The sequence below is a fragment of the Streptomyces sp. DSM 118878 genome (assembly GCF_052936595.1).
In genome coordinates this window covers 242,118-265,756 of record NZ_CP193622.1, presented here as the reverse complement: position 1 = coordinate 265,756, position 23,639 = coordinate 242,118, and the positions used below count along the sequence as shown (strand labels likewise).

At 68.6% G+C, this 23,639-nt stretch carries 22 protein-coding genes; 15 read left to right on the top strand and 7 right to left on the bottom strand.

The genetic code is table 11. The annotated features are described in order from the left end of the window. Window positions 1-294: 294 nt before the first annotated feature. The gene (locus ACRAKF_RS01105) at window positions 295-825 is read left to right on the top strand and encodes a VOC family protein (RefSeq protein WP_447034771.1); all 531 of its coding nucleotides are present in this window, start codon (window positions 295-297) and stop codon (window positions 823-825) included. Window positions 826-1,141: 316 nt separating this feature from the next. On the opposite strand, the gene ACRAKF_RS01100 is transcribed toward ACRAKF_RS01105, so the two are convergent. Beyond that, window positions 1,142-1,897, bottom strand: coding sequence for a methyltransferase domain-containing protein (locus ACRAKF_RS01100; protein WP_447041736.1), 756 nt, complete (start codon window positions 1,895-1,897; stop codon window positions 1,142-1,144). Window positions 1,898-2,134: 237 nt separating this feature from the next. On the opposite strand from ACRAKF_RS01100, the gene ACRAKF_RS01095 reads away from it, so the two are divergent. The 4 genes from ACRAKF_RS01095 to ACRAKF_RS01080 all read left to right on the top strand — a co-directional run bounded on the left by ACRAKF_RS01095 (window position 2,135) and on the right by ACRAKF_RS01080 (window position 3,872). Then, window positions 2,135-2,461: a PadR family transcriptional regulator gene (locus tag ACRAKF_RS01095; protein ID WP_447034770.1), complete on the top strand. Its 327-nt coding sequence runs from the start codon at window positions 2,135-2,137 to the stop codon at window positions 2,459-2,461. Beyond that, window positions 2,458-2,814: a DUF1048 domain-containing protein gene (locus ACRAKF_RS01090; RefSeq protein ID WP_447034769.1), complete on the top strand. Its 357-nt coding sequence runs from the start codon at window positions 2,458-2,460 to the stop codon at window positions 2,812-2,814. The genes ACRAKF_RS01095 and ACRAKF_RS01090 overlap by 4 nt, the downstream gene beginning before the upstream one ends. Before the next feature lies 1 nt (window position 2,815). Then, window positions 2,816-3,154 carry a DUF1048 domain-containing protein gene (locus ACRAKF_RS01085; RefSeq protein WP_447034768.1) on the top strand — a complete coding sequence of 113 codons (339 nt, stop codon included), beginning with the start codon at window positions 2,816-2,818 and terminating at the stop codon, window positions 3,152-3,154. Between the two features lie 106 nt (window positions 3,155-3,260). Continuing rightward, window positions 3,261-3,872 (top strand): hypothetical protein, encoded by a 612-nt coding sequence (locus tag ACRAKF_RS01080; RefSeq protein WP_447034767.1) that lies wholly within the window; start codon window positions 3,261-3,263, stop codon window positions 3,870-3,872. Window positions 3,873-3,929: 57 nt separating this feature from the next. Here the strand turns inward: ACRAKF_RS01080 and ACRAKF_RS01075 are convergent, their stop codons facing one another. The 3 genes from ACRAKF_RS01075 to ACRAKF_RS01065 all read right to left on the bottom strand — a co-directional run bounded on the left by ACRAKF_RS01075 (window position 3,930) and on the right by ACRAKF_RS01065 (window position 7,776). Beyond that, entirely contained in the window at window positions 3,930-5,180 is a 1,251-nt protein-coding gene (locus ACRAKF_RS01075) for an MFS transporter (protein WP_447034766.1), read from the bottom strand. 5 nt (window positions 5,181-5,185) lie between these two features. After that, on the bottom strand, window positions 5,186-6,541 hold the full coding sequence (locus ACRAKF_RS01070; protein ID WP_447034765.1) for an FAD-dependent oxidoreductase: 1,356 nt from the start codon (window positions 6,539-6,541) through the stop codon (window positions 5,186-5,188). Window positions 6,542-6,723: 182 nt separating this feature from the next. After that, window positions 6,724-7,776 carry a LacI family DNA-binding transcriptional regulator gene (locus ACRAKF_RS01065; RefSeq protein ID WP_447034764.1) on the bottom strand — a complete coding sequence of 351 codons (1,053 nt, stop codon included), beginning with the start codon at window positions 7,774-7,776 and terminating at the stop codon, window positions 6,724-6,726. A gap of 141 nt (window positions 7,777-7,917) precedes the next feature. Between ACRAKF_RS01065 and ACRAKF_RS01060 the strand changes: the two genes are divergently transcribed. Genes ACRAKF_RS01060 through ACRAKF_RS01045 form a run of 4 tightly spaced genes read left to right on the top strand, consistent with a single transcriptional unit; the run spans window position 7,918 to window position 13,479 of the window. Then, window positions 7,918-9,222: an ABC transporter substrate-binding protein gene (locus ACRAKF_RS01060; RefSeq protein WP_447034763.1), complete on the top strand. Its 1,305-nt coding sequence runs from the start codon at window positions 7,918-7,920 to the stop codon at window positions 9,220-9,222. A 32-nt stretch (window positions 9,223-9,254) separates the two neighbouring features. Beyond that, window positions 9,255-10,190, top strand: a complete 936-nt coding sequence (locus tag ACRAKF_RS01055; protein WP_447034762.1) for a carbohydrate ABC transporter permease — start codon at window positions 9,255-9,257, stop codon at window positions 10,188-10,190. Then, window positions 10,187-11,008 carry a carbohydrate ABC transporter permease gene (locus tag ACRAKF_RS01050; RefSeq protein ID WP_447034761.1) on the top strand — a complete coding sequence of 274 codons (822 nt, stop codon included), beginning with the start codon at window positions 10,187-10,189 and terminating at the stop codon, window positions 11,006-11,008. The genes ACRAKF_RS01055 and ACRAKF_RS01050 overlap by 4 nt, the downstream gene beginning before the upstream one ends. Further along, window positions 11,005-13,479 carry a beta-xylosidase/alpha-l-arabinosidase gene (locus ACRAKF_RS01045; RefSeq protein ID WP_447034760.1) on the top strand — a complete coding sequence of 825 codons (2,475 nt, stop codon included), beginning with the start codon at window positions 11,005-11,007 and terminating at the stop codon, window positions 13,477-13,479. Before ACRAKF_RS01050 ends, ACRAKF_RS01045 begins: the two co-directional genes overlap by 4 nt. 84 nt (window positions 13,480-13,563) lie before the next feature. Here ACRAKF_RS01045 and ACRAKF_RS01040 read toward each other — a convergent pair whose 3' ends face one another. Next, window positions 13,564-14,952: an endo-1,4-beta-xylanase gene (locus tag ACRAKF_RS01040; RefSeq protein ID WP_447034759.1), complete on the bottom strand. Its 1,389-nt coding sequence runs from the start codon at window positions 14,950-14,952 to the stop codon at window positions 13,564-13,566. A gap of 331 nt (window positions 14,953-15,283) precedes the next feature. Between ACRAKF_RS01040 and ACRAKF_RS01035 the strand changes: the two genes are divergently transcribed. Next, complete coding sequence (locus tag ACRAKF_RS01035) at window positions 15,284-15,943, top strand: MSMEG_1061 family FMN-dependent PPOX-type flavoprotein (RefSeq protein WP_447034758.1); 660 nt, start codon at window positions 15,284-15,286, stop codon at window positions 15,941-15,943. A gap of 17 nt (window positions 15,944-15,960) precedes the next feature. Here the strand turns inward: ACRAKF_RS01035 and ACRAKF_RS01030 are convergent, their stop codons facing one another. Both ACRAKF_RS01030 and ACRAKF_RS01025 read right to left on the bottom strand, forming a co-directional pair. Beyond that, complete coding sequence (locus tag ACRAKF_RS01030) at window positions 15,961-16,623, bottom strand: response regulator (protein ID WP_447034757.1); 663 nt, start codon at window positions 16,621-16,623, stop codon at window positions 15,961-15,963. Further along, the gene (locus ACRAKF_RS01025; RefSeq protein ID WP_447034756.1) at window positions 16,620-17,744 is read right to left on the bottom strand and encodes a sensor histidine kinase; all 1,125 of its coding nucleotides are present in this window, start codon (window positions 17,742-17,744) and stop codon (window positions 16,620-16,622) included. The genes ACRAKF_RS01030 and ACRAKF_RS01025 overlap by 4 nt, the downstream gene beginning before the upstream one ends. A 230-nt stretch (window positions 17,745-17,974) precedes the next feature. Between ACRAKF_RS01025 and ACRAKF_RS01020 the strand changes: the two genes are divergently transcribed. From ACRAKF_RS01020 to ACRAKF_RS01000, 5 genes are all read left to right on the top strand, one after another. Then, on the top strand, window positions 17,975-18,442 hold the full coding sequence (locus tag ACRAKF_RS01020; RefSeq protein WP_447034755.1) for a DUF6223 family protein: 468 nt from the start codon (window positions 17,975-17,977) through the stop codon (window positions 18,440-18,442). 338 nt (window positions 18,443-18,780) lie between these two features. Beyond that, a complete protein-coding gene (locus tag ACRAKF_RS01015; protein ID WP_447034754.1) occupies window positions 18,781-20,085 on the top strand; it encodes a B12-binding domain-containing radical SAM protein in 1,305 nt (434 codons plus the stop codon). Then, entirely contained in the window at window positions 20,082-21,608 is a 1,527-nt protein-coding gene (locus tag ACRAKF_RS01010) for a B12-binding domain-containing radical SAM protein (protein ID WP_447034753.1), read from the top strand. Before ACRAKF_RS01015 ends, ACRAKF_RS01010 begins: the two co-directional genes overlap by 4 nt. Continuing rightward, the gene (locus ACRAKF_RS01005) at window positions 21,605-23,374 is read left to right on the top strand and encodes an AMP-binding protein (RefSeq protein WP_447034752.1); all 1,770 of its coding nucleotides are present in this window, start codon (window positions 21,605-21,607) and stop codon (window positions 23,372-23,374) included. The genes ACRAKF_RS01010 and ACRAKF_RS01005 overlap by 4 nt, the downstream gene beginning before the upstream one ends. Next, on the top strand, window positions 23,364-23,639 hold the full coding sequence (locus ACRAKF_RS01000) for an acyl carrier protein (RefSeq protein ID WP_447034751.1): 276 nt from the start codon (window positions 23,364-23,366) through the stop codon (window positions 23,637-23,639). The genes ACRAKF_RS01005 and ACRAKF_RS01000 overlap by 11 nt, the downstream gene beginning before the upstream one ends.

Below are 23,639 nucleotides of genomic sequence, written 5' to 3'. Positions count from 1 at the left end.
AGGTGGCCCGCCGGAGGGAGAGGCGGGCCTTGCGTGAAGGGACGCAGTTCCGGTCGACGCTCGCTGTTCGTACCCGTTCTCGCAGGTCGGCCGGTGGAAGGCCGGCGCCGGGTCCGGTCGTACAGGCAATGGCGCGAAGTCGTTGAAGCTTCAACAGGATTGGTCATCCTGGGTAAGACAGTCGGCAGTCGGCAGTCGGCGGTCGGCGGTCGGCGGTCGGCGGTCGGCGGTCGGCGGTCGGCGGTCGCCTGATCGTCGACCCCATGCCCCGTCTCATCAAAGGAGATGATTGACATGAGCGAAGCCCTCCCTCTTCGCCTCCACCACCACGCCTGGCTGACCGACGATCAGGAAGCCAACCGACGCTTCTACGAGGATGTGCTCGGCCTGCCCCTGGTGGCCACGTGGACCGAGAGTGCCGTGATGTTCGGTGCCGAGCGCGCCTACTGCCACACCTTCTACGGCCTGGCCGATGGCGGCGCCCTGGCCTTCTTCCAGTTCGCCGACCCCGCGGACCAGAAGGAGTTCAAGACTGACGTCAACTTCACTCCCTTTCGTCACATCGCCTTCAAGGTCGGGCGAGAGACCCAAGAGGCCATGCGGAAGCGCATCGGCGAGGCCGGCTACACGGAGCCGGACACCTTCGTGACGGACCACGGATTCTGCCTCTCGCTGTACATCACGGACCCGAACGGGCTGATGCTTGAGTTCGCCGTGGACCACCCCGACGCGGAGAAGACCGACACCGAGCGGCGCGCGACGGCGCACGCCGATCTCGCCCGCTGGCTCGACGGCGACCACACCAGCAACAACCACTGGCGCTGACGCGGCTGCGGATGGCGAGGGCATCCCGCTGGTCGTACCGCCCGTCGGCGTCTGGCGACTGCCGATCGGCTTCGGACTCGGCATGGGCGGGGAGGCCATGCCTGCTGCCTGGTGCAACGCCCCTTACGTCATTGGGCTGACGATCCTCACCGAAACCCTCGCGCTGCTCAGCCGGGTATCCACTGGCTGTACGACGCCGCCACCGTCGGCAGGACGGCCTGGCCGTACGACGAGGGCTGGGACGTACGCGTCCCACCGGCGCAGGCGGGCCTGCCCCCCGGCCTGATCCCGCTCTTCGGTGGGGGCGGATGGGCTGTCAGCCGCGTGCATGGGTGAAGATGAAGCGGCCCTCAAATTCGATCACAGGTCCGGGGTGGCGGGTGTCGATCTCGCGTAGGCCGTCCGCCAGTTCATCGTCGTCGAAGGTGCAGAGAAGTGACATGAAGCGGTTGGCCACCCAGGCCAGCCACTGTTTCTTGGGAATTGACAAGGGATACCTCTCGCACGTCACCTCGACCCTCAGACCGCAGCCGGTAAGCACCCTCGCCATGTCCTCAGGGTCGATATAGGCCTGCTCATGCTTCTTCACCGCCTTGTCGAACAGCGGATAGTCGATGCGCAACGGCCAGGTCACGATGACCAGCCTGCCTCCCGGAGCGAGCAAGGACGCCAGGGTGCGCAGTGCCATCGGCACATCGCGGGCGTGATGAATGACGTCCTTGGCCAGCACTCCGTCGAGCCGCCCCGCGTGGGGAAGCTGAACGGACCCGGTGGCCAGATCCTCGATGGACGCGCGCACCGGTACGAAGGAAGGCGTGGTCGGCAGTTTCGCCAGCATCTTCGTCGAAGGGTCGACGCACACGACGGTGAGCGCGTGCTCAGCCATGGACCGCGCATACAGGCCGCTACCGCACCCGATGTCCGCGGCTCGGTCCTGGGGCTGGAGATCGAGCCTGATGCCGATGCGCCGGTTCATCCATGAGACGAACGCCGGGCTGTGGGCCCAGCTCTCTTCGAAGTCGTCGGCAAGCCGTTCGTAGTGGGCGGCAAGGTCATCGGGCTGAAGGGTCATGTCACTCACCGAGTCCACACGTTGTCTGTGCAGGTCAAAGCGGTATGCACGAGGGCATCGACGACTCGGTGCCATGAAACAGCCTCACCTGTGAGCCGTTCCCACGCACAAGGGCATCCGCCATTGGAGCTGTCCGCGAAGGCCCTCGCTGGCCCACCCGCCGCTACTCAGTGATACCGTGTAGTGGTACTCGGTACTACACAGTACCGCTGGAGACGAGGGGGAGGAGGACTCGCGATGGACGACCTGACGGAGATGCTGAAGGGCACGCTCGAAGGGTGCGTGCTCGAAATCATCGCCGGCGAGGAGACCTACGGGTACGCCATCACCCGGCAGCTGAACGATCTCGGCTTCGCCGACGTCGTCGAGGGGACGGTGTACACCATCCTGTTGCGGCTGGAGAGGAACAAACTCGTCCAGGTGACGAAACGGCCCTCCGGTGTCGGTCCGCCACGCAAGTTTTACGCGCTCAACGACGCGGGACGCGAGGAACTCGGGAAGTTCTGGACGAAGTGGCAGTACGTGTCATCACGCATCGACAGGCTGAGGGAGGCCGGGAGATGAACTTCTGGGAGAAGGTCACAGGCAGCGATCTCACCAGGGATTGGACGGCGTTCGGAGCCCGGGTCGAGGCTCTGCCGGACGACTACCGGGAGGCGTGGGACCAGATCGTCGCCCACCTCTTCCCCTACGGGGACTTCACCGGCCGCAACCTGACGCCGATCCTCGGTTCCGCCCTTGGGCTGCTCGAAGTGTCGGCAATGGACGGGCAGAGCGTCCACGAGGTCCTCGGTGACGACATCCCGGGCTTCTGCACGGCGCTGGCCGGTGGAGAAGGGGCTCGAACCTACCGCGACCGATGGCGTGAGCAGTTGAACAGGAACGTCGCCAGGAAATTGAGCCGGCTGGGAGGCTGACGTGGGAATCAAGGACGGAATCCAGGACATCGTCGAGGGCAAGAAGCAGTGGTGGGCGCACCTTGCTCGGGTCAAGGCGCTCCCGCCGGACTACCAGATCGTCTACAAGGAGATGCAGAAGTACCTGTTCAAGGTCGGACCGGTCGACTTGCTCGACGGGCCTCTGCTCCCGGAGATCGTCGACTTCTTCGAGGAAGGCGTCGCCGCGGGCAAGGGGGTCCTGGAACTCATCGGCACGGACGTTGCCGCGTTCTGTGACGACCTGATCAAGGACGCACGCACGTATGCGGACGCCTACCAGGAGTCCATCAGCCGGGAACCTGGTACGGCTGAGAAGTAACACCTGTCGCCCCACTCATCCTCTGGCTCCGCGAACCGAACCCACCCAGGCCTCGGTCGAGCACGGGACTTGACCTCAATCGCAGTCGAGGTTGGAGGGTGGTGTCATGACTGCCATCGTCGCCGGCCTCCGGCCCGTCGCACTGCCCGATCCTGCCCGTCCGGACGCGGGCCTCATCCTGGCGTCGCTGTGGCGCACCAGGGGGCTCGAACAACAGCAGAAGGTCATGTCCGGCGTCATGGACGCCTGGGAGAAGGCCCGGCTGCCGGCCGCGTACCTCGCGCGGCACTGTCTGGCAGGGTCCGACGGCCGGACCATCCTCAACTTCGCCCAATGGACGAGTCCCGAAGCGCACCGGACCTTCGCCGCCGACCCTCGCAACCAGCAGACTCTTGGCAGTGCCATCCAGGCGCTGTACTCGGCTGATCCGCCGGGCCGCTATGTGCCCTACCGCTCCGCGGGGCGGCGCGATGGAGCCGCCCGCTACTTCACCGCGACGTGGCACGAGACCGAGGACGATGGGATGGCCCGATCGCTCGCCGATGAGTTGGCCGAGCGTGCCCCCGCCGCCCTGGCGTCCTCGGCAGCGGTGGCGGAGTACTTCTCCATCGGCGAGGCCGGACGGCAGCTCCTCGTGCTGGCCGGGTTCGAGGACGAACCCGGTGGTGCCGGCCCATTTTTCCGCCCCTTCCGCGGGCCGGTGCGGTCGGCGCGCTGAGTTTTCCCAGCCGGTCCGGGCGGGCGGCAGCCACTGCCGCCCGCTCTCCGCGGCGGGTCAGGGGCCCGTCGGCCAACGGCTGCGGGAGCCGGCAGCCAAGGCGCAGGCGAGGAGGGACGTTGCGGCCAGGACGGCGAAGAGTGCCGGGTAGCCGCCGAGTCCCGCTGCCAGTGCTGCCCCGGCGAATGGAGCCAGCGCTCCGGCCACCGTGACCGGTGCCGCCAGGAGGCCGGAGAGGCGGCCGTAGTGGGCGGCGCCCCAGCGGTCGGTGACCGCGGTGGCCTGGAGGAGGGTGAGGTTGCCGCGCACCATGCCGGCGAGCACGGCCAGCACCACGAGGAGCGGTATCGGTCCGGGAACAAGGCCGAGGGCTGCCGTCGTGGCGCCGCCCAGCCCCATGAGAGCGACCGTGCGGGCGGTGACTCCCGAGCGGCGGGCGAGAGCCGCGTAGAGCGTGCGCCCGAGGGTCTGGCCCACCCCGCCCAGGCCGAGCGCCCACGCCGCTACGGAGGGGGCGGCGCCTCGTTCCATCAGGAGCGGTACGAGGGCGATGACGGCCGCGTAGATCGCGAAGCCGTTGAGGGTGAGGGCCGCGGTCAGGAGCAGGAAGGGGCGGCTACGGATGATCGACGCGCCGGCCGTGGTCTCCCGGCCGAGGCGCGCTGCCGGTGCCGGTGGCCAAGGGGCCCGCAGTGCGAGGGCGTGGGCCGGGATGGTGACGGCGCCGAGGACCAGCGCCAGGAGGGCATACGTCGTACGCCAGTCGAAGTGTGCGGCGAGCGCGGCCGTGAGCGGCGCGAAGACGGTGGAGGCCAGGCCACCGGCGAGGGTGACGACGGTGAGGGCGCGGACTCTCTGCTCGCCCCACCAGCGGGTGAGCGCGGCGAACGCCGGGTGGTAGAAGGTGGCGGCCATCGCGACGCCTGCGAGCAGCCAGGCGGCGGTGAACGCGGCGAGGTTGGGTGCGCAGGCGATGGCGAGTACCGCGGCGACTGCCAGCACCGATCCGCCGGTCATCACGGCGCGCGGGCCCCGACGGTCCAGGATGCGGCCCACGGGTATGCCGACCAGCGCGGAGACCAGCAGTGCCCCGGAGAACGCGGCGGTCGTCGAAGTCGTGGACCAGCCGGTGTCTGCCGTTATACGGGAGTTGAGCACGGGGAAGGCGTAGTAGACGACTCCCCAGCCGGTGATCTGGGTGGCACACAGCGCCGGCAGGACGGCGCGCGGTCGCGACCGTTCCGGAGTTCCTGTTCCTGTTCCTGTTCCGGTGTCGGTCGCGGCCGCGCTCGCGTCGGCGTCGGACACGTCGGTCAGCAGCCCCCTGGTGCGCCGGCCGGCGCACAGATGCCGACCTGCACGGTGGGCGGAGCCGCGCAGCAGCCTCCGCCGGACTCCTCGGCACCAGCCGGCTCGTCGAAGAGGCCCGCGCCGCCGCAGACCCCGGTCTCGGGGAGGGTCAGCTCGACGCGCTCGGCGGCTTCCCGGTCTCCGGCGAGGGATGCGGCGATGGAGCGGACCTGCTCGTAGCCGGTCATGGCGAGGAAGGTCGGCGCGCGGCCGTAGCTCTTCATGCCGACCAGGTAGACGTCCTTCTCCGGGTGGGAGAGCTCACCCACACCGTGCGGGTAGACGGTGCCGCAGGAGTGCTGGTTGGGGTCGATCAGCGGGGCCAGTTCGAGAGGAGCCTGGAGGCGCTCGTCCAGGCCCAGGCGCAGCTCGTTCAGGAAGGAGAGGTCGGGGCGGAAGCCCGTGAGGACGATGACCTCGTCGACCGGGTCGAGACGGCGGCCGTCCTCGGCGACCAGGACCAGTCGGTCGCCGCTCCTTTCGACGGCGTCGGTGCGAAAGCCGGTGACGGCGTCGGCGTGGCCGTCATCCACCGCGGCCTTGGCCGCCAGGCCGAGCGCTCCGCGGGCGGGCAGCTGGTCAGCCTCGCCGCCGCCGAACGTGGAGCCGCTGATACCGCGCCGCAGCACCCAGACCGCATGCGTACCCGGGGCGTCCTTGGCGAGGTCGGCCAGGTAGGCGAGCGCGGTGAACGCGGAGGCGCCGGAGCCGATCACCGCGGTGCGCTTGCCCGCGTAGCGTGCCCGTACGGCAGGGTCCTTGAGGTCGGGCACGCGGTAGGAGACGCGCTCCCTGGAACTGCGCTCACCGAGGGCGGGCAGACCGTCGCCGCCGATCGGGCCGGGGGTGGACCAGGTGCCGGAGGCGTCGATGACGGCGCGGGCGGTGAGCCGCTGCTCGCTGCCGTCGGCGTTCTGGATGTGCACGGTGAAGGGCTGCTGCTCGCGGTCGGCGTCGACGACGCGGTCGCGGCCCTGGCGGGAGACTCCGGTCACCGTCGCGCCGAAGCGGATCTTGTCGCCCAGGACATCGGCCAGCGGCTGTAGGTACTGCGTGGCCCAGTCACCGCCGGTGGGGTAGGTGTCGCCGTCCGGCTTCACCCAGCCGGTGGGGGCCAGGAGCTTCTCGGCGGCGGGGTCGACGACCTCGCCCCAGGTGGAGAACAGGCGTACGTGGCTCCACTCGCGCACGGCCGCACCGGCCCTGTCGCCCGCTTCCAGGACGAGGGGGTCGATGCCGCGCTCGACGAGGTGGGCGGCAGCGGCCAGTCCGGTGGGGCCTGCTCCGATGACGATGACGGGGAGCTGCTGGGTGCTCATGATGCTCGGTCTCCTCAAAGCGGGGCGCGAAGGGGGCGGTGCGTTCCCTGTTTCGATATCTATCGATGCGTGCCAGTGCCTAGAGCTTGGCACTCGCATCGATGACTGTCAACATAGACATACGTCGAAGTAAAAGGCGCCTCCTTCACGACCCCCGGCGCTGACCCGCGTCAGGACCCGCGTCAGGCGCCGCCCGCGTCCCGCTCGTTCTCGGGCGGCGGCGCCGTGCTTTTGCGTACGACCAGGCTCGTGGCCAGTTCCAGCCGCGTGGACACCGGTTCCTGGGCCCGCAGCCGCATCAGCATCTGCGCCGCCTCCTCCGCCATCTGGCGCAGCGGCTGGTGGACCGTGGTCAGTGCCGGGCTGGCCCAGCGGGCGATGGACACGTCGTCGTAGCCGACCACCGAGAGGTCGTGGGGGACGCGCAGGCCGTGGACGCGGGCGGCTTCCAGTACGCCGAGTGCCTGGAGGTCGCTGCCCGCGAAGATCGCGGTGGGCCGCTGGGGGCGGGACAGCATCTCGGCGGCGCGGTCGTATCCGCCCTCCACGTGGAAGTCGCCGAACAGGATGAGCCCGGGGTCCACTTCCAGCCCCGCCATGGCCATCGCCGACCGGTAGCCGTCGAGCCGGGCGCGGGAGCAGAGCATGTCCTCGGGTCCGGTGATGATCCCGATGTGCCGGTGTCCGCACTCGATGAGATGGCGGGTGGCGGCCAGTCCGCCGTTCCAGTTGGCCGAGCCGACCGAGGGCACGTCGGGGTCGGGATCGCCCGCGGGGTCGATGATGACGAACGGGATCGAACGCGCCCTGAGCTGCTGTTTCACTTCGCTGGGCAGGGCGGAGAAGACCAGGACGACACCGAGCGGCCGACGCTGGAGCATCGCCTCCATCCAGTCGGGGCTGGGCGAGTGGCGGGTTCCGCTCTCGGTGAGGACGACCCCGGCGCCGTGCGCCTTGGCGACGTTCTCCACCCCCCGGATCAGCTCCATCGCCCAGATGCTTTCCAGCTCGTGGAACACGATTTCGATGAGCGGCGCCTCGCGGGCCGACCGTGTCGTGCGCCGGTACGCATGGGCCTCAAGCAGGCGCTCCACCTTGACCCTCGTGGGCGGCGCCACGTCCTGCCGCCCGTTGAGGACCTTCGAAACTGTCGAAATGGAGACACCGGCTCGCTGGGCGACCTGGGCCAGGGTGATGCGGCCCATTTCCTCGTCATCACGCATGGCGAGGAGCATAAAGCACGAATCAACTGCCGCCGAGGCGTAACGCTTTGATAACGCGGTGACCGAGGGTTGACCCCTTCAGACGGCGAGTCCTAGCGTCCCGACTCAGGAAGTTTCGGTAATCGTACCGAAAAAGTTTCGAGAGGCGAGTCGATGAAGCAACGCGCACGGTTCTCGCGGACCGTTGTCGTCGGTGGTGCCGCGCTGGCCCTGGTGCTGTCCCTGTCCGGGTGCGGAGGAGATTCCGATGCGGCCGGCGGTGATGACACCATCCACGTCCTGGTCTACGGGGACTCGGCGAACAAGGTTGAGAAGGAGCTCGTCGCCACCTTCAACAAGACGTCGAAGGTGAAGGCCGTCCTGGACACGATCCCGGGCGCCGACTACCAGGCCAAGCTACAGACGATCATCAGCAGCAAGCAGGCGCCGGACGTCTTCTTCAACTGGGGCGGCGGCAGCATCAAGCAGTTCGTCGACGCCGGTCTGCTGCTCCCGCTGGACCCCTTCATCGCCAAGGACCCAGGTCTCAGGACGAAGTTCCTGCCGACCGTGCTGAACAGCGCGGTGGTCGACGGCAAGACGTACGGGGTCCCCATGCGCGGCACCCAGCCCGTGGTGCTGTTCAACAACGGCAAGGTCCTCAAAAAGGCCGGCATCGAACCCCCGAAGACCTGGGACGACCTGCTGGCGGCGGTCAAGACGCTGAAGGCCGACGGTGTCACCCCGATCGCGCTGGGCGGCGGCGACCGCTGGCCGACCCTGATGTGGTTCGAGTACCTCTACGACCGCATCGCCGGCCCGGAGCTCTTCCAGAAGGCCCTGGACGGTGACAAGGACGCCTGGGCGAGCCCGGACAGCCGGAAGGCACTGAGCAAGATCAAGCAACTGGTGGACGCCGGGGCCTTCGGCACCAACTACGACTCGGTGAAGTTCACCGACCAGAGTTCCCCCACACTCCTGGCGACCGGCAAGGCCGCCTTCGAGCTGATGGGCTCGTGGGAGTACTCGACGCAGCAGGACGCGCACCCCGAGTTCGCGAAGAGCGACCTCGGCTACAGCGCCTTCCCCTCCGTCGAGGGCGGCAAGGGCGACCAGGCGAACGTCGTCGGCAACACCAACAACTTCTACTCCGTGCTGAAGAAGACGAAGCACCCGCAGGCCGTCGCCGAGTTCCTGAAGCTCATGTACTCGGACCGGTTCGTCAAGGCGCAGCTGCGCATCGGCAACGTGCCGACCACGACGAACACCGAAGGCCTCCTGAACACCGCCGCCAGCCCCGAGTTCGCGAAGTTCCAGTACGACCTGGTCAAGAAGGCCCCGGCGTTCCAGCTCTCCTGGGACCAGGCGTACCCCCAGTCGGCGGCCACCACGATGTACCAGTCCCTCCAGCAGTTCTTCAACGGCTCGATGGACGAGGACGCCTTCATCAAGGCCATGCAGGCGCTGCCGACCTCGTGAGCTCTCTGAAATCCGGACCCGGAACACATGACATGACCCGAACCGCCGCATCCTCCGCGGACCACGAGACGGTCAAGAAGGCAGGCTCGACCGGCGTCGGAGCGGGCCGCCCGGGATTCCTCTGGGCGGCCCCCGCCGCTGTCTTCTTCGGCCTCTTCGCCATCGTCCCGCTCATCATGGTCGTCGTACTCTCCTTCGCCAGCTGGGACGGTCTGAGCGACCCGGAATTCGCCGGCCTCGACAACTGGAAGAAGCTCCTCGACGACCCCGTCATGCTCAAGAGCCTCTGGCTGAGCGTCCTGCTCACCGTGCTCGGGGTCGCCGTCCAGACCCCGCTGAGCATCCTGCTCGGGGTCTGGGCGGCCGGACACCAGCGCAACCGGGCCGTCCTGTCCGCCATCTACTTCGTCCCGATGCTGCTGTCCATCGCGGCCGTGTCCGTGCTGTGGCGCGCCGTCCTCGACCCCAACTTCGGTGTCCCCGGGCACGCCCAATGGCTCTTCGGCGACGGCAACCTGTTCGGGTCGCAGACCAGCGCCATCGGCGTCCTGGTCTTCGTCAGCACCTGGCAGTTCACCCCCCTGCACACGCTGATCTACCAGGGCGCGGCGCGCGCGGTGCCGCAGGTCCTCTACCAGGCGGCGCAGATCGACGGCGCGGGCACGGTGCGGCAGTTCTTCCACATCACGCTGCCGCAGCTACGCAACTCGATCATCACCTCGATGATCCTGATGGTGGTCGGCGGGCTCACGACCTTCGACACCGTGCTCATCCTGACCCAGGGCGGACCGGGCAGCGACACCACCATCAGCGCGTACTACATGTACCAGAAGGCGTTCAAGAGCTTCGACTACGGAGCGGCGTCCGCCATCGCACTCCTGCTGGTCCTCGTCGCCACGGTCATCTCGCTGATCGTGGTGCGGCTCTCGGGCTACGACAAGATGCGCAGCACCATGGAGGGACTGTGAGGAAGAGCCGCCCCAACTACTTCGCCGGTTTCGGCTCGCTGGTCTGGCTCCTGGTGGTGGGACTGCCGCTGTACGTGATGCTCGTCGCCACGTTCCAGTCGCGCCCCGACTACGCGGCGAACGGCCCGCTGGCCTTCCCCGAGCACTTCACGTTCGACAACTACATCAACGACCTCGACAGCGGCTTCGCGCAGTACTTCCTCAACACGGTCATCGTCACCGTGTGCGTGGTGGGCATCGTCGTACTGCTCGTCCCGCCGCTCGCGTACACCATCGTCAGGAGCCGGGGCCGGGCCGCCACCACGGTCTTCCGGCTGTTCCTCCTCGGCCTGGCGATCCCCTCGCAGGCGGTCATCGTCCCGATGTTCTTCGTCATCAGCGAGGCCGGTCTCTACGACAACCTCATCGGCGTCATCCTGCCGACGGCGGCCTTCGCCATGCCGGTGTGCGCCCTGATCCTCACGGGTGTGATGCGTGACATCACCCCCGAGCTGTACGAGGCGATGACGATGGACGGTGCCTCGCCCCGGCGGGTCTTCTTCCAGCTGGTGCTGCCGCTGTCCAAGAGCGGAGTCTCGACGATCATCGTCTTCTCCGCGCTCCAGGCGTGGAACGGCTTCCTCTTCCCCCTCGTCCTGACGCAGTCGGCGGAGACCAAGGTGATCACCATGGGACTCTACGACTTCCAGACGGAACACGGAGTCGACACCCCCGGCCTGCTCGCCGCAGTCGTCCTGTCCATGCTCCCCATCCTGATCGTCTACCTGTTCGCCCGTCGTGCCCTGGTACAGGGGCTGATGGGGGTCGGAGGAAAGTGACCGCCAACATCGACAACGCCGGCGTGCAGGCACCCGCCGAGGCCACCGAGTCCCTGGCGCCGGTATCCGGCACCACGGACCACCGCACCGGGCCCTGGCGCGATCCCACCCTCGCTCCCGAGGCCAGGGCCGACGCCCTGATCGCCGCCATGACCCTCCAGGAGAAGATCTCCCAGCTCTTCGGCGTCTGGGTGGGCGCGTCCGACGAGGGCGCCGAAGTCGCGCCGTTCCAGCACGACATGGAGGAGGCCGTCGCCCTCGACGACCTTCTTCCGCACGGCCTCGGCCAGCTGACCCGCCCGTTCGGAACGGCCCCGGTCGACCCGGCCGTGGGCGCCCTCTCGCTGTCACGCACCCAGGAGCGGATCACCGGGGCGAACCGGTTCGGCATACCGGCGCTCGCCCATGAGGAATGCCTTGCCGGCTTCGCCACCTGGGGCGCGACCGCCTACCCCGTGCCGCTGTCCTGGGGCGCCACCTTCCATCCGGAGCTGGTCGGTGAGATGGCCGCCGCGATCGGCCGCGACATGCGCTCCGTCGGCGTGCACCAAGGACTCGCCCCCGTCCTCGACGTCGTACGCGACGCACGCTGGGGCCGCGTCGAGGAGACGATCGGCGAGGACCCGTACCTGGTGGGAACGGTCGCCACCGCCTACGTACGGGGACTGGAGTCGGCCGGTGTCGTCGCCACGCTCAAGCACTTCGCCGGATACTCGGCCTCCCGGGCGGGCCGCAACCTCGCCCCCGTCGGCATGGGTACGCGCGAGCGGGCCGACATCATCCTCACCCCGTTCGAGATGGCCGTACGCGAAAGCGGCGCACGGTCCGTCATGCACGCCTACACCGACACCGACGGAATCCCCTCCGCGGCCGACGAGCTGCTGCTGACCGGCCTCCTCCGCGACACCTGGGGCTTCGACGGGACCGTGGTCGCGGACTACTTCGGCATCGCGTTCCTGAAGACGCTGCACGGTGTGGCGGGGACCTTCGGGGAAGCCGCCGGTGCCGCGCTCGGCGCGGGGGTGGACGTGGAACTGCCGACCGTCAAGGCGTTCGGCAGCCCGCTGACCGACGCGATCGCCGACGGCCTCGTACCCGAGGCGCTGGTGGACCGTGCGGTACGCCGCGTGCTGGTCCAGAAAGCCCAGTTGGGGCTGCTGGACGCGGACTGGAGGCCGATGCCGCCGGTGCTCATGGGAGCCACGAGTGCGGACGGTCCCGCGGGCGCGAGCTCACAGGCGCTGCGCGGGAGCGTCCGTCTCGACACCCAAGAGAACCGCGCGCTTGCCCGCCGCGTCGCCGAACAGGCCGTCGTACTCCTGCGCAACGACGGCACCCTGCCCCTGGCGGCGGACGCGGCCGCCGGGGCCCCGGCCCGTATCGCACTCATCGGGCCCAACGCCGACACCCCGACGGCCGTCCTCGGCTGCTACGCCTTCCCCGTCCACGTCGGGGGCCAGCACCCCGAGACCCCGCTCGGCATCGAACTGCCCACCCTGCGCGAGGCGTTGGCGGCCGAGTTCCCCCACAGCGAGATCGTCACCGCGCAGGGTGCGGACATCGACGGACCCGCCACCGACGGGTTCGGTGCGGCCTTCGAACTGGCCAGGGGCGCCGACCTCGTGATCGTCGCCCTCGGCGACCGGGCCGGTCTCTTCGGGCGTGGCACGAGCGGGGAGGGCTGCGACGCGGAGAACCTGGCACTCCCCGGTGTCCAGCAGCAACTGCTCGACGGCCTCCTCGACGCGGGCACCCCCGTCGTCGTCACCCTGCTCGCCGGACGCCCCTACGCCCTCGGGCGTGCGGCAAACGAGGCAGCCGCGGTCGTGCAGTCGTTCTTCCCCGGCGAGGAAGGAACGACGGCCATCGCCTCGGTGCTCAGCGGCCGCACCGAACCGTCCGGCAGGCTGCCCGTCAGCGTGCCGCGCCACCCGGGCTCCCAGCCCTCCACCTACCTGGCGGCGCGGCTCGGCCACTCCAGCGATGTGTCCAGTGTCGACCCGACCCCGGCGTTCGGGTTCGGCCACGGCCTGACATACACCACCTTCGAGTGGAGCGACCTCGCCGTGGAGCACGGACGGGCCTCCACGGCAGGAGAGTTCACCCTCTCCTGCACCGTCCGCAACACCGGTGCGCGGAAGGGCACCGAAGTGGTCCAGGTCTATCTGCACGACCCGGTCGCCTCCGTGGTCCAGCCGGTGCAGCGCCTCATCGGCTACGCACGCCTCGACCTGGACCCCGGCCGGCGCGCCAGGGTGCGGATGACGGTCCCGGCGGACCTCGCGTCCTTCACGGGCCGCGACGGCCACCGGATCGTCGAGCCGGGCGAACTCGAACTGCGGCTGAGCGCGTCGAGCACCGACACGCGCCTCACGGCCCGGGTCACGCTGACCGGGCCCGTACGCACGGTCGACCACACCCGTCGGCTGCACATGAGTGTCACGACGGAGACCCTCACGGACACGCCGTAGTCCGGCGCACACCGACCGGAAGGCCCTCGCGGGTGGACGAACCACCCGCGAGGGCCCTTCTGTCCCTCCGGCCGGACGCTCCGGTCAGGACGCGGTGCAGGCGCTGACGGCGGGCGGTGCCGTGTCGCCGTTCGTCATGACGGTGAAGCCGAAGCTGGTGCTCCCGCCGGCCGCCAGGCCGCCGTTGCCGTTCGGGGTCATGGTCATCACCTTCCCGGTGCTGTCCCAGCTCGGCGTGCCGTTCCAGGTGGCCGAGATCCGCTGCGCCGAGCCGATGGTCACCCGCACGTTCCAGCCGCTGATCGCCGAAGAACCCGCCGTCACGGTCACCTTGCCGTTGTAGCGGTCACCCCACGTCTCCTGCTTCGCGTACGAGACGGTGCACGTGCGGGTGCCGTTTCCCCCGTCACCACCGCCGCTCGTACCGCCGAGGGCGGACAGCACGGAGGCGTAGGCCGGCTTCTTGTTGTAGTTGCCGTCGAAGAGCAGTGGGGTCCCGCTCGCGCGCCAGGAGTACTTGTCGGTGACGCCCCAGACGGTGATGCCTGTGCAGCGCGTCACCGCGAGGCACGCCTTCACCACGTTGGCGTAACTCGTGGCCTGCGATGCCCCGGACCCCTCGATGTCCAGTTCCGTGATCTGCACGTCGACGCCGAGGTCGGCGAAGCGCTGGAGATTCTGCTGGAAGTCGGCGGGGACGGGGGACTGGCTGTTGAAGTGGCTCTGGAAGCCCACGCAGTCGATGGGCACACCGCGCTGCTTGAAGTCCTTCACCATGGCGTACACGGCGTTGGACTTCGCGTTCACCCCGTCGGTGTTGTAGTCGTTGTAACAGAGCTTGGCGGCCGGGTCGGCGGTCCGCGCGGTGCGGAACGCCTCCTCGATGAAGCCGTTGCCGAGCTTGTCCTGGAAGGGCGAACTGCGGCGTGCTCCACTGCCGCCGTCCTGGAACGCCTCGTTGACGACGTCCCATGAGTGGATCTTGCCCTGGTAGTGCCGCATGACCTGGGTGATGTGGTTGTTCATCGCCGTACGGAGGTCACTCGCACCCAGTGAACCCACCCAGCCGGGAAGCTGGGAGTGCCAGACCAGGGTGTGTCCCCGCACCTTCATGCCGCGACCCTGCGCGTGGCCGACGATCTGGTCGGCCGCCCCGTAGGTGAACGATCCCCGGGACGGCTCCAGCGCGTCCCACTTCATCTCGTTCTCGGGGGTCACCGAGTTGAACTCGGTGTTCAGCGTGGCGGCGTAGGGCGCCTCACCGAGGTGGTTCGCGGCGACCGCCGTGCCGAAGTAGCGGCCCTTGGCGGCTGCCGACTCGCCGAGGGTGCTCGCCGCGTGGGCGGTGCCGGACAGGGCGACGACACCGGTGGCCGTGAGCAGCCCCGTGACGGAGAGGACCAGGGCTTTGCGTGCGTAGGCACGTAGGGATGAGCGGTCTTTCGTGGGAGCGTTCGGAGGACTTCCGATCATGGTTCTCGTCCTGATCATGACAATCCCTTCCTTCTGTGGGACGGGCCGTGCGGGGCGATGGCGGGGTGATGGCCGTGCCGGTTCCGGGATGCCCGCGAAAGCTTTCAGGGGACGACTGGCAGGCCCTGCCCGACGCTTGGCCCGCGGGGTGGCTGCCAAGGAGATCCTGCGGGATGCGTGCCGTCGAAACAATGGCGCGTCACGACCGAAACAGTTTCGGTCCGCCATGCGTGCTTTCCGGGGCCGGGCGGCGAGAACCAAGCCCCCGTCGAGTGGCCCCCGCACTCGGCGACGACGATCAATCGCGGATCGGCCCATTAGGGTCGGGAGCATGACGACGCCCCTTGCAGGCAGTGCCTTCGACTCGCTCCGTATCGACGCCGTGTCCGACCCGGAAGCGCTGCGTCAGGCCTACGAATTCCCCAAGGACGCGGCACTGCGCAAGCAGATGACCGAACTCACCGACGAGGCCCGGCGGTTGATCGGCTGCTCATCACTGGTCCTGATCGCCAGCGCGGACGCCGAGGGCAACTGTGACGTTTCCCCGCGCGGTGGCCCCGCCGGGTTCGTCGCCGTCCTGGACGCACGGACGGTGGCGATACCGGACGCGACCGGCAACAAGCGTCTGGACACCCTGCAGAACGTCATCGCCACCGGACGAGCCGGGCTGCTGTTCCTCGTCCCGGGGCGCGCCACGACGCTCAGGGTGAACGGCAGGGCTGTCGTCTCCACCCGCCCCGAGCTGCTGTCGCAGCTCACCGCCGTGGGCAAGCCGCCGGCCAGTGCGCTGGTGCTGGGCATCGAGGAGGTCTACCCGCACTGCCCCAAGTCGCTCATGCGCAGCGGGGCCTGGAAGCCGGAGCAGTGGCTGCCGACGGACGCACAGCCGACCTCGGCCGAGGTGACGCTGGCCCAACTGCGGATACCGGAGCTGACGATCGCTGACATCGAACGGGCGGAGGCGGAATCCCTGAAGTACCGCTACGAGTGACGGGCCTTCCGTCGAGATCAGCGGTCGCGCGGGATGACCAGGCCTGACTCGTAGGCGAGAATGACGAGTTGGGCCCGGTCGCGGACGTGGAGTTTGGTCATCGCCCGGTTGATGTGGGTTTTCGCGGTCAGTGGGCTGATCACCATGTGCCGGGCGATCTGCTCGTTGGACAGGCCTTGCGCGACGAGGACGACGGCCTCGCGTTCGCGGCTGGTCAGCCCTTCCAGTTCCACGGCGGCGCCGGTGTGGAGCGGCTGGGTGACGTACCGGTTGATCAGTTTGCGGGTGATCGACGGCGCGAGCAGGGCCTCGCCACGCGCGGCAACGCGCACGGCGTGGAGGAAGTCCTCCGGCACGATGTCCTTGACGAGGAATCCCGCGGCGCCGGCGCGCAGCGCGTCGAAGACGTATTCGTCCAGGCCGTAGTTGGTCAGGATCACGACGTGTACACCGGTCAGCGCCGGGTCCGCGGCGATGAGCCGGGTGGCCTCGATGCCGTCGATGTCCGGCATCTGGATGTCGATGAGCGCGATGTCGGGCAGGTGTTCCCTGGCCAGGGCCAGGCCCTCCCGTCCGTCGGCGGCCTCCGCCACCACCTCGATGTCGTCTTCGAGGTCGAGCAGCGCACGGAATCCGCTGCGCAGGAGCGGCTGGTCGTCCACCAGCAAGACGCGGATCATGATGCTCCGTCCACAGGGAGTTCCGCGTGGACGGCGAACCCGCCCTCGCCGCGCGGCTGCGCGTGCAGGTGACCGCCGAGGGCCGTGACCCGTTCACGCATGCCGAGCAACCCGATGCCGGGCGCCGGAGTGCTGTCCGGCGTGGCCTTGCCGTCGTCTTCGACTCGTACGGTCAGGGTGCGGGGAAGGTGGCCGACGTGGACCGAAGCGGTCGTGGCGCCGGCGTGCCGGGCGATGTTGGTGAGTGACTCCTGCACGATCCGGTACACGGCCCGCCCCACCGCCGCCGGCACCTCGCGCCGTTGGCCTTCGATCGTCAACGTCGCGTCCAGGCCGGTCGTACGGGACCGTTCCACCAGGTCCGGTAGGTGGTCGAGACCGTGCGGCGGGGTCTTGTCATCGTCGCGCAGCACCTCCAGGGTCGCCCGCAGCTCCCGAGACGCCTCACGACCGGCCTCCCGAATCGCCAGCAATGCCGCCGGCACCTCCTGGCCACGCTTGCGGGCCACATGCACGGCCGCTTCCGACTGCACCTTGATGACCGAGATCTGATGGGTGAGTGAATCGTGCAGCTCCCGCGCGATGTGCAGCCGCTCCTCGTCCGCGCGGTGCCGCGCTGTCTCCTCCCGGGTGCGCTCGGCCTCGTCCGCCCGCCGCTCGGCCTGCCGCAGGGCCTCGCCCGCGGCACCGGCCGCGATCAGCCAGGCGATCTCCAGGGCGCCACGGGCCTGCGCGAGGGCCTCGCCCATGTCGCGCAGGGAAGCCAGAACCGCGAGCGGGAGGGTGGCCAGCAGGGCCACGGAGGCGGCCACCGTGATGATGTGATGTCCCGCCCGCATCGCGGCGTACACCGCGAACAGGTACGCGACGGCCGGCACGTCGAAGCCGGCCGCCTGGTAGCCCAGCGCGCACAGACCGGTGACGGCCAGAACAAGAACCGGAGCCCGGCGGCGCACGGCCAGCGCCAGGCCGCCGACCGCCAACAGCACGTAGCCGAGCAGGCCGAGCCCTGTGCTGGAGTGCTCGTCGGACAACCCCGTCACCAGCAGCGCCACCGCCACACCAACGGCGATCGCTCCCTCTCCGACATCGGCCCGAACACCCAACCGCCCTGTGGTCATACGCGGACCCTAGCCGGAGGTCACTGCGGGCGAGTCCCGCCCATGGACGAGCGGCCACCTACCGCACCCGCAGTACCTTTTCGGCGGCTGCGGCGTTCGCGGTAGTCGGATGCGCCACCCGCGGCAGCGCGAAGTGCCTCCGTCCGCACGACGACTGGCGTTGGGCCCGGCGGCCAGGATCAGAGCGGCATCCCGGTCCCGGGAGCGAGACGTACGAAGAGGAGAAGGACATGAGCTTGTCGTCAGGAGCCCTGAGGTCGGTTCGGCTGCTGCTCGCCGCGGTTGGAACGGCCCTGCTCGGGGTGTGCGTGCTGGCGGCACCGGCCGCCGCGCATGCTGTTGCCCAGCCCTCCGCCGCAAGTGTCCACACCGTGAGCGCCGGACGGCTCACGGCCACCTCGGCCGCCGTGCTTGGACTGACCGGCACGGTCGTCGGCGGGCTGGCCCTGGCCCGCCCCCACGGTCGCTTCGGCACTGTCCACGGGCGACTCGGAGCCAATGTGGCCCTGGGCGCGGGGCTGATGGCCATGGTCCTCGGCGGGCTGGTGGCAGCAGCCTCCGACGGCTCTCTCGGCACCGGCAACGGGCTGGGCGGGGCCATCGTCGCCCTGATCATGGGGCTGATCGCCATGGCCCTCGGAGGGCTGGCCGTCGCGCGCTCCCGCCACAGGCGTCCGCGAGAGCCACAGGTCCCGTGAAACAGCGACCGGAAACTGATCACCGCGGCCCCGCGCTCGGTTCCGGCCGAGTTGCCCGGGGCCGGAACGGCTCCCGCCGCGGTGTACGGACCGCCCACCGGCGGCCGAGTTACGCGGATCAAGAAACCCCGCGATCGGCCTGCTGGCGTGAATGCGGTGGCCCTACTCACCCGCGCGGTCGGAGGGTTGACATAAATATTGAGCCGATCCTAGAGTCGCAAACAATCTGTGCACGCTAAACGAAGTGCTTTTCTTTTGTCGCGGGCCGGCCGGAACCCGGCATGCCTGAAATGGGCCGCATATAAACAGCACATTTTCGTGGCGATAGGGGTCGGCAGATGAAGAGAGTGCTCCTCACGACCGCTCCGAAGGAGGCTCTGGTCGAACCCGCCGGTATCGGCGGGAACTGGTACGACAGGACCGACACCTACATGGCATGGACCTGCGCGGTGGATCTCGAAGACCGGCTCTCGGTCACCTGCCCGCCCACCGGCCTCCGCTTCATCAAGCACAATGTGCCGGACGTGGAAATCCTTGAGTACCCGACCTGGGACGAATACCTCTGCGCCCTGCGGTCCGAGACCTGGGACATGGTCGGCATCAGCTTCTACACCTGGTCGACGCCCGTCGCGATCGAGATGGCCAAGGTCGCACGCGAAGCCGGCGTTCCGGAGATATGGGCCGGCAACTATGGTGTGCTTTCCCCGGGAATCGACCCCTACTTCACGAAGAAGGTGAAGGGCGCGGGCGAGGCGCCGATCCACGAGTACGTCTACGGCACGCCACTGCCGCGCGTGCGGCACCCCGCCATGCTCGGCGAAAGCGGTTTTCGCGGACTGAAGTCCCCGGTGGGCTATTTATATTCGAAACGCGGGTGCAACATCGGCTGCACCTTCTGTTCGACGCCGATCTTCAATCCCAAAGAAGAAGCCATCTTCATGGAGGACACGTACGCGGCGCTCGACGCGTACCGGGAATCCGACGTCGCGCACGTCATCATCTACGACGAGAGTTTCTTCCTCACCAACGACCTCGCCGAACAGGTCGTGGACGCGCTCGCGGAGCGCGAACTCCCGTGGATTTGCCTGACGCGGGCCGACCTGATCCGAGGAAGAATCCCGGAGCTGACCGACCGGTACATGGACGGTGCGATCGTCGGCATCGAGTCGTACCGGGACAAGAACGTCGCCGACGTCAAAAAGCGCGACGACGTCTACAACGTCCGGCAGACCGTGCGCGAGCTGATCGACAACGGCCGCCGCGCGCTCGGCACCTTCATGGTCGGGTTCGCCGAGGACAGCATCGAGGACATGCAGCACGACATCGAGCAGCTCAGCGACGAAGGGCTCTTCGCCTGCCAGTTGACGCTGCTCACCCCGTTCCACGGCACCCGTCTCTACCGGCAGATGGAACACCTGGTCGACGAACCGGACCTCAGCAAGCACGACCTGTACAACCTGGTGTGGAAGCACCCCAAGATGAACCGCTCCGAGGCACGCGACCTGCTCGCCTGGGCGCAGCGCCGGGTCAACGAGCCGGAGCGCATAGCCGCCAAGCTCAAGCAGGAGATGAAGGAGAAGGTGCGGAGGGAGATCGCGCGCCGTCGCACGGCGCCGTTGAGCCCCTCGGGTTCGGCGTCATGAAAAGCCTCAATATCCTGTGCGTGCAGCTCGGATTCCATGAGGCGTATCCCGACGCGTCGACCCTGGCGACGACGTACAACGACGGAATCTATTACGTCGCGTCGTTCGTCCAGCAGGAATACCCGGACGCCCGTGTCGAGATGTGCCAGATGTTCTGGGGCGAGAAGCCGGGGGACTTCCCCCTGGCCGACTACGACTACATCCTGATCTCGGCGCTCGCCACCCACTTCTGGTCGAACCTTGAGGCGCTTGAGTCGATCCAGCGCGCCAAGCGGCCCGGCTGCGTGGTCATCATGGGCGGCCCGCACGCCGCGTTCGCCCCCTACGAGGCGCTGCGGTACGCCGATTACGCGGTGATCGCCGAGGGCGAGATCCCCGCCGTCCAGCTCATCAAAGCGCTGGAGGAGGGCGAGCCCCTCACCGAGGTCGACAACCTGGCCTACATCGGGGCCGACGGCAAGCTGGTCCTGAACACGATCGCCCGTTACGGGAACATCGCCACCGCGATCAACCCGAAGTTCCTGGCGCGCGCGCCGAAGCTGCACTGGGCCACGGTCTCCATGTCCCGCGGCTGCCCGTTCGCCTGCTCCTTCTGCTATGCGATCCGTCTGCTCGGGAGGCGGTTTCGCACCAAGACGGCGGCGGACGTCCGCAGCGAACTGGACGCCATCTACGAGCAGACCGGATGCAACCGCTTCTACGTCACCGATCTGAACTTCACGACCCGCAAGGACTACTGCCGGGAAATAGCCGAGACATTCCGGGACCGCGGCTACAAGTTCATCGCCATGAGCCGGGTCAACCACGCCGACGACATCGACCTGGTACTCGACCTCAAGCGGTCGGGATTCGACGAGTACTGTCTGGGCGTGGAATCGGAGGACCCGAGTGTCCTCCAGGCGTTCAACAAGCGTGTCGATCCCTCCGAGCAGACGCGGCGCCTGCTGGCTTTCGCCGAGAACGACATCGCCATCCATTCCGCGATCATCTTCGGGCTCGACGTCCAGGACCGGCAGGCCATCGAGGCCACCGCCCGCTGGTGTGCCGAGGCCCGCATCATGCACCCGGTGTTCGTGTGCCTCGCGGAATACCCCTTCCAGAATCTGCTGTACGGGGCGCGCCAGGACGTCGAGGACCACCGGATCATCATGGAAGTGCCGACGTATCAGCATTACTCCTTCGTCGGCATCTTCCCGCGGGAGATGCGCCCGAGCACGTTGCAGCGCGGCATCCTCGACAGCTACGACATCTTCTTCAAGCGGGCCTTCGAGATCGAGACACGGCCCCAGCGGAGGGCCCGCCTCAAGGCGTACGCGCGCAGTGTCGACCGTGGCCGAGCCGGGATGCGGCAGCACATCGGCTTCCTCGAACAACTGGAGAAGCCGTACTACACCCCGGCCGGAACCCTGCGGGAGCACGTGCTGAAGGCGGACTTCGACGCCCGCCACGGGGAACTCCGCGCATGGCTGACCCGCTCGGCCAGGTCCACCGACGTGGAATTCGTGAAGAAGTACGCGCGATGACGGCACAGGACCGGGCGGACACCGTCATCGGTGCGCTGCTCGACAGTGCCGCCCGCACCCCGGACCGGCCGGCGTTCCACGTGATCGAGCGGTCCGAGGAGGAGTTCGCGCTCAGCTACGCGGAGGTCTGTCACCTCGTCGGCAGGACCGTGGCCGGCCTCGACGCGCACGGCATCGGGGAGGGCGAGCGCGTCCTCGTCGTCCTGCCCACCTCGCGGGACTTCCTCGCCGTCTACCTGGGCTGCCTCTACGCGGGAGTCGTCCCCGTCATCACGGCGGAACCGACCGGCGGCAACCCCCGCCACTACGCGGCCGGACTGCGGGGCCTCGCCGAACAGGCGCAGGTCAGCGGGGTCATCGCGGCCCCGGAAGCGGCGGAATCCCTCGCGTCGTACCTGCCGGCCACGGTCACGACCCCCGACGCGCTGCGCGGCGAACCCCGTACGCTCGACTCCCCGCGAGCCACTCCCACATCACTCGCCCATCTCCAGGCGACCTCCGGTTCGACCGGAGCCCCCAAGCTGGCCATGGTCCGGCACGGCAACATCACCGCCAACGTCCGGGCGATCGCCGGGGCGATACGGGCCAGACCCACCGACTCCCTGGTGAGCTGGCTCCCCCTCTTCCACGACATGGGCCTCATCGGGATCTCCTACGCGCTGCACGCCCACATCCCGATGGTGCTGTCGGACCCCGTCAACTTCCTGCGCAACCCGCTCTCATGGCTGCGGTGGATCAGCCGCCACCGGGGCACCCTCTCGCCCGCGCCCAGCTCCGCGTTCCACATCTGCGCGCGGGTGGCCGGGCGACGGCCCCCCGCCGACCTCGACCTCTCCTCCTGGCGTGTCGCGCTGTGCGGCGCGGAACCGGTGCACGAGGCCACCCTGCGCGAATTCCAGTCGGCGTTCGCCCCCTACGGGCTGCCGGACACGACACTGAGGCCCGTGTACGGACTCGCGGAGGTGACGCTGGCGGCCACCATCTCGGACGTCGGCCGCCCCTACTCCACCGACCGGGTGGACGCGGAGGCCGTCGCGGCCAGGGGGCGTGCCGAACCCCGGCCGGCCGACGATCTCCGCAGCCTGAGCATGATGTGCGTGGGCCCGGCGATCCCGGACCATCGACTGCGGGTGGTCGACGGCGACGGAACGCCGCTGCCCGACCGCGCCATCGGTGAGGTAGAGGTGGCAGGCCCCAGCGTGATCGACGGCTACCTCCCGGAGCGCGGCGCCACGGCACCCGGTACGCCGGAACAGGGCGCCGAGGAGACCGCCGTCGACCAGCGGCTCAAACGCCCCGACGGCTATCTCCGCACGGGCGATCTGGGCTACCGGCTCGACGGGGAGCTGTACGTCACCGGCCGCCGCAAGGAGATCGTGATCATCTCCGGGCGCAACTACATACCCGACCAGATCGAGCGGTTCGTCGAAGCCGTCGCGAAGAGCCCGCGCACCCCCGCGGTCGTGGCGATCGGCGTACCCGACCCGACACTGCTCACCGAACAGCTCCACCTCCTTCTCGACGAGCGGATCGGCGAGGGCCGCGACCGGCGGACCATCACCGACCAGGTGCGCGGCGCACTGGCCGAGGCGTTCGGCATCAGCGGCGTCACCTGCCACTGGATCCGGCGGGCGCAGCTCCCCAGAACCACAAGCGGCAAGATCCAGCGCCATCTCTGCCGCGAGATCATCGAGCAACGCCCGCCGTTGCGCCGTACCGACGAGCCGACGCGTGTGACCTTGGGAGGGGCACCTGATGCAGGATGAGAAGCAGGACCAGGAGCTTTTCGAGAAGATCGTCAAGCATATCGGCGAGTTCGTCGAAGCCGACGTGTCCCACCTGACTCGGCAGTCGAACATCGGCAACTCCATCGAGGGCATGAGTTCACTCAAGATGGTCGAGCTGCTGCTCTTCCTGGAGGACTGCTTCGGCGTCGACTTCGACGAGTCCGTGATGGACGACCTTCAGACCATGGGGGATCTGGAGCAGTACGTCCGGCGCACACTGGACGCGTCGGGGCAGCGAGCCTGA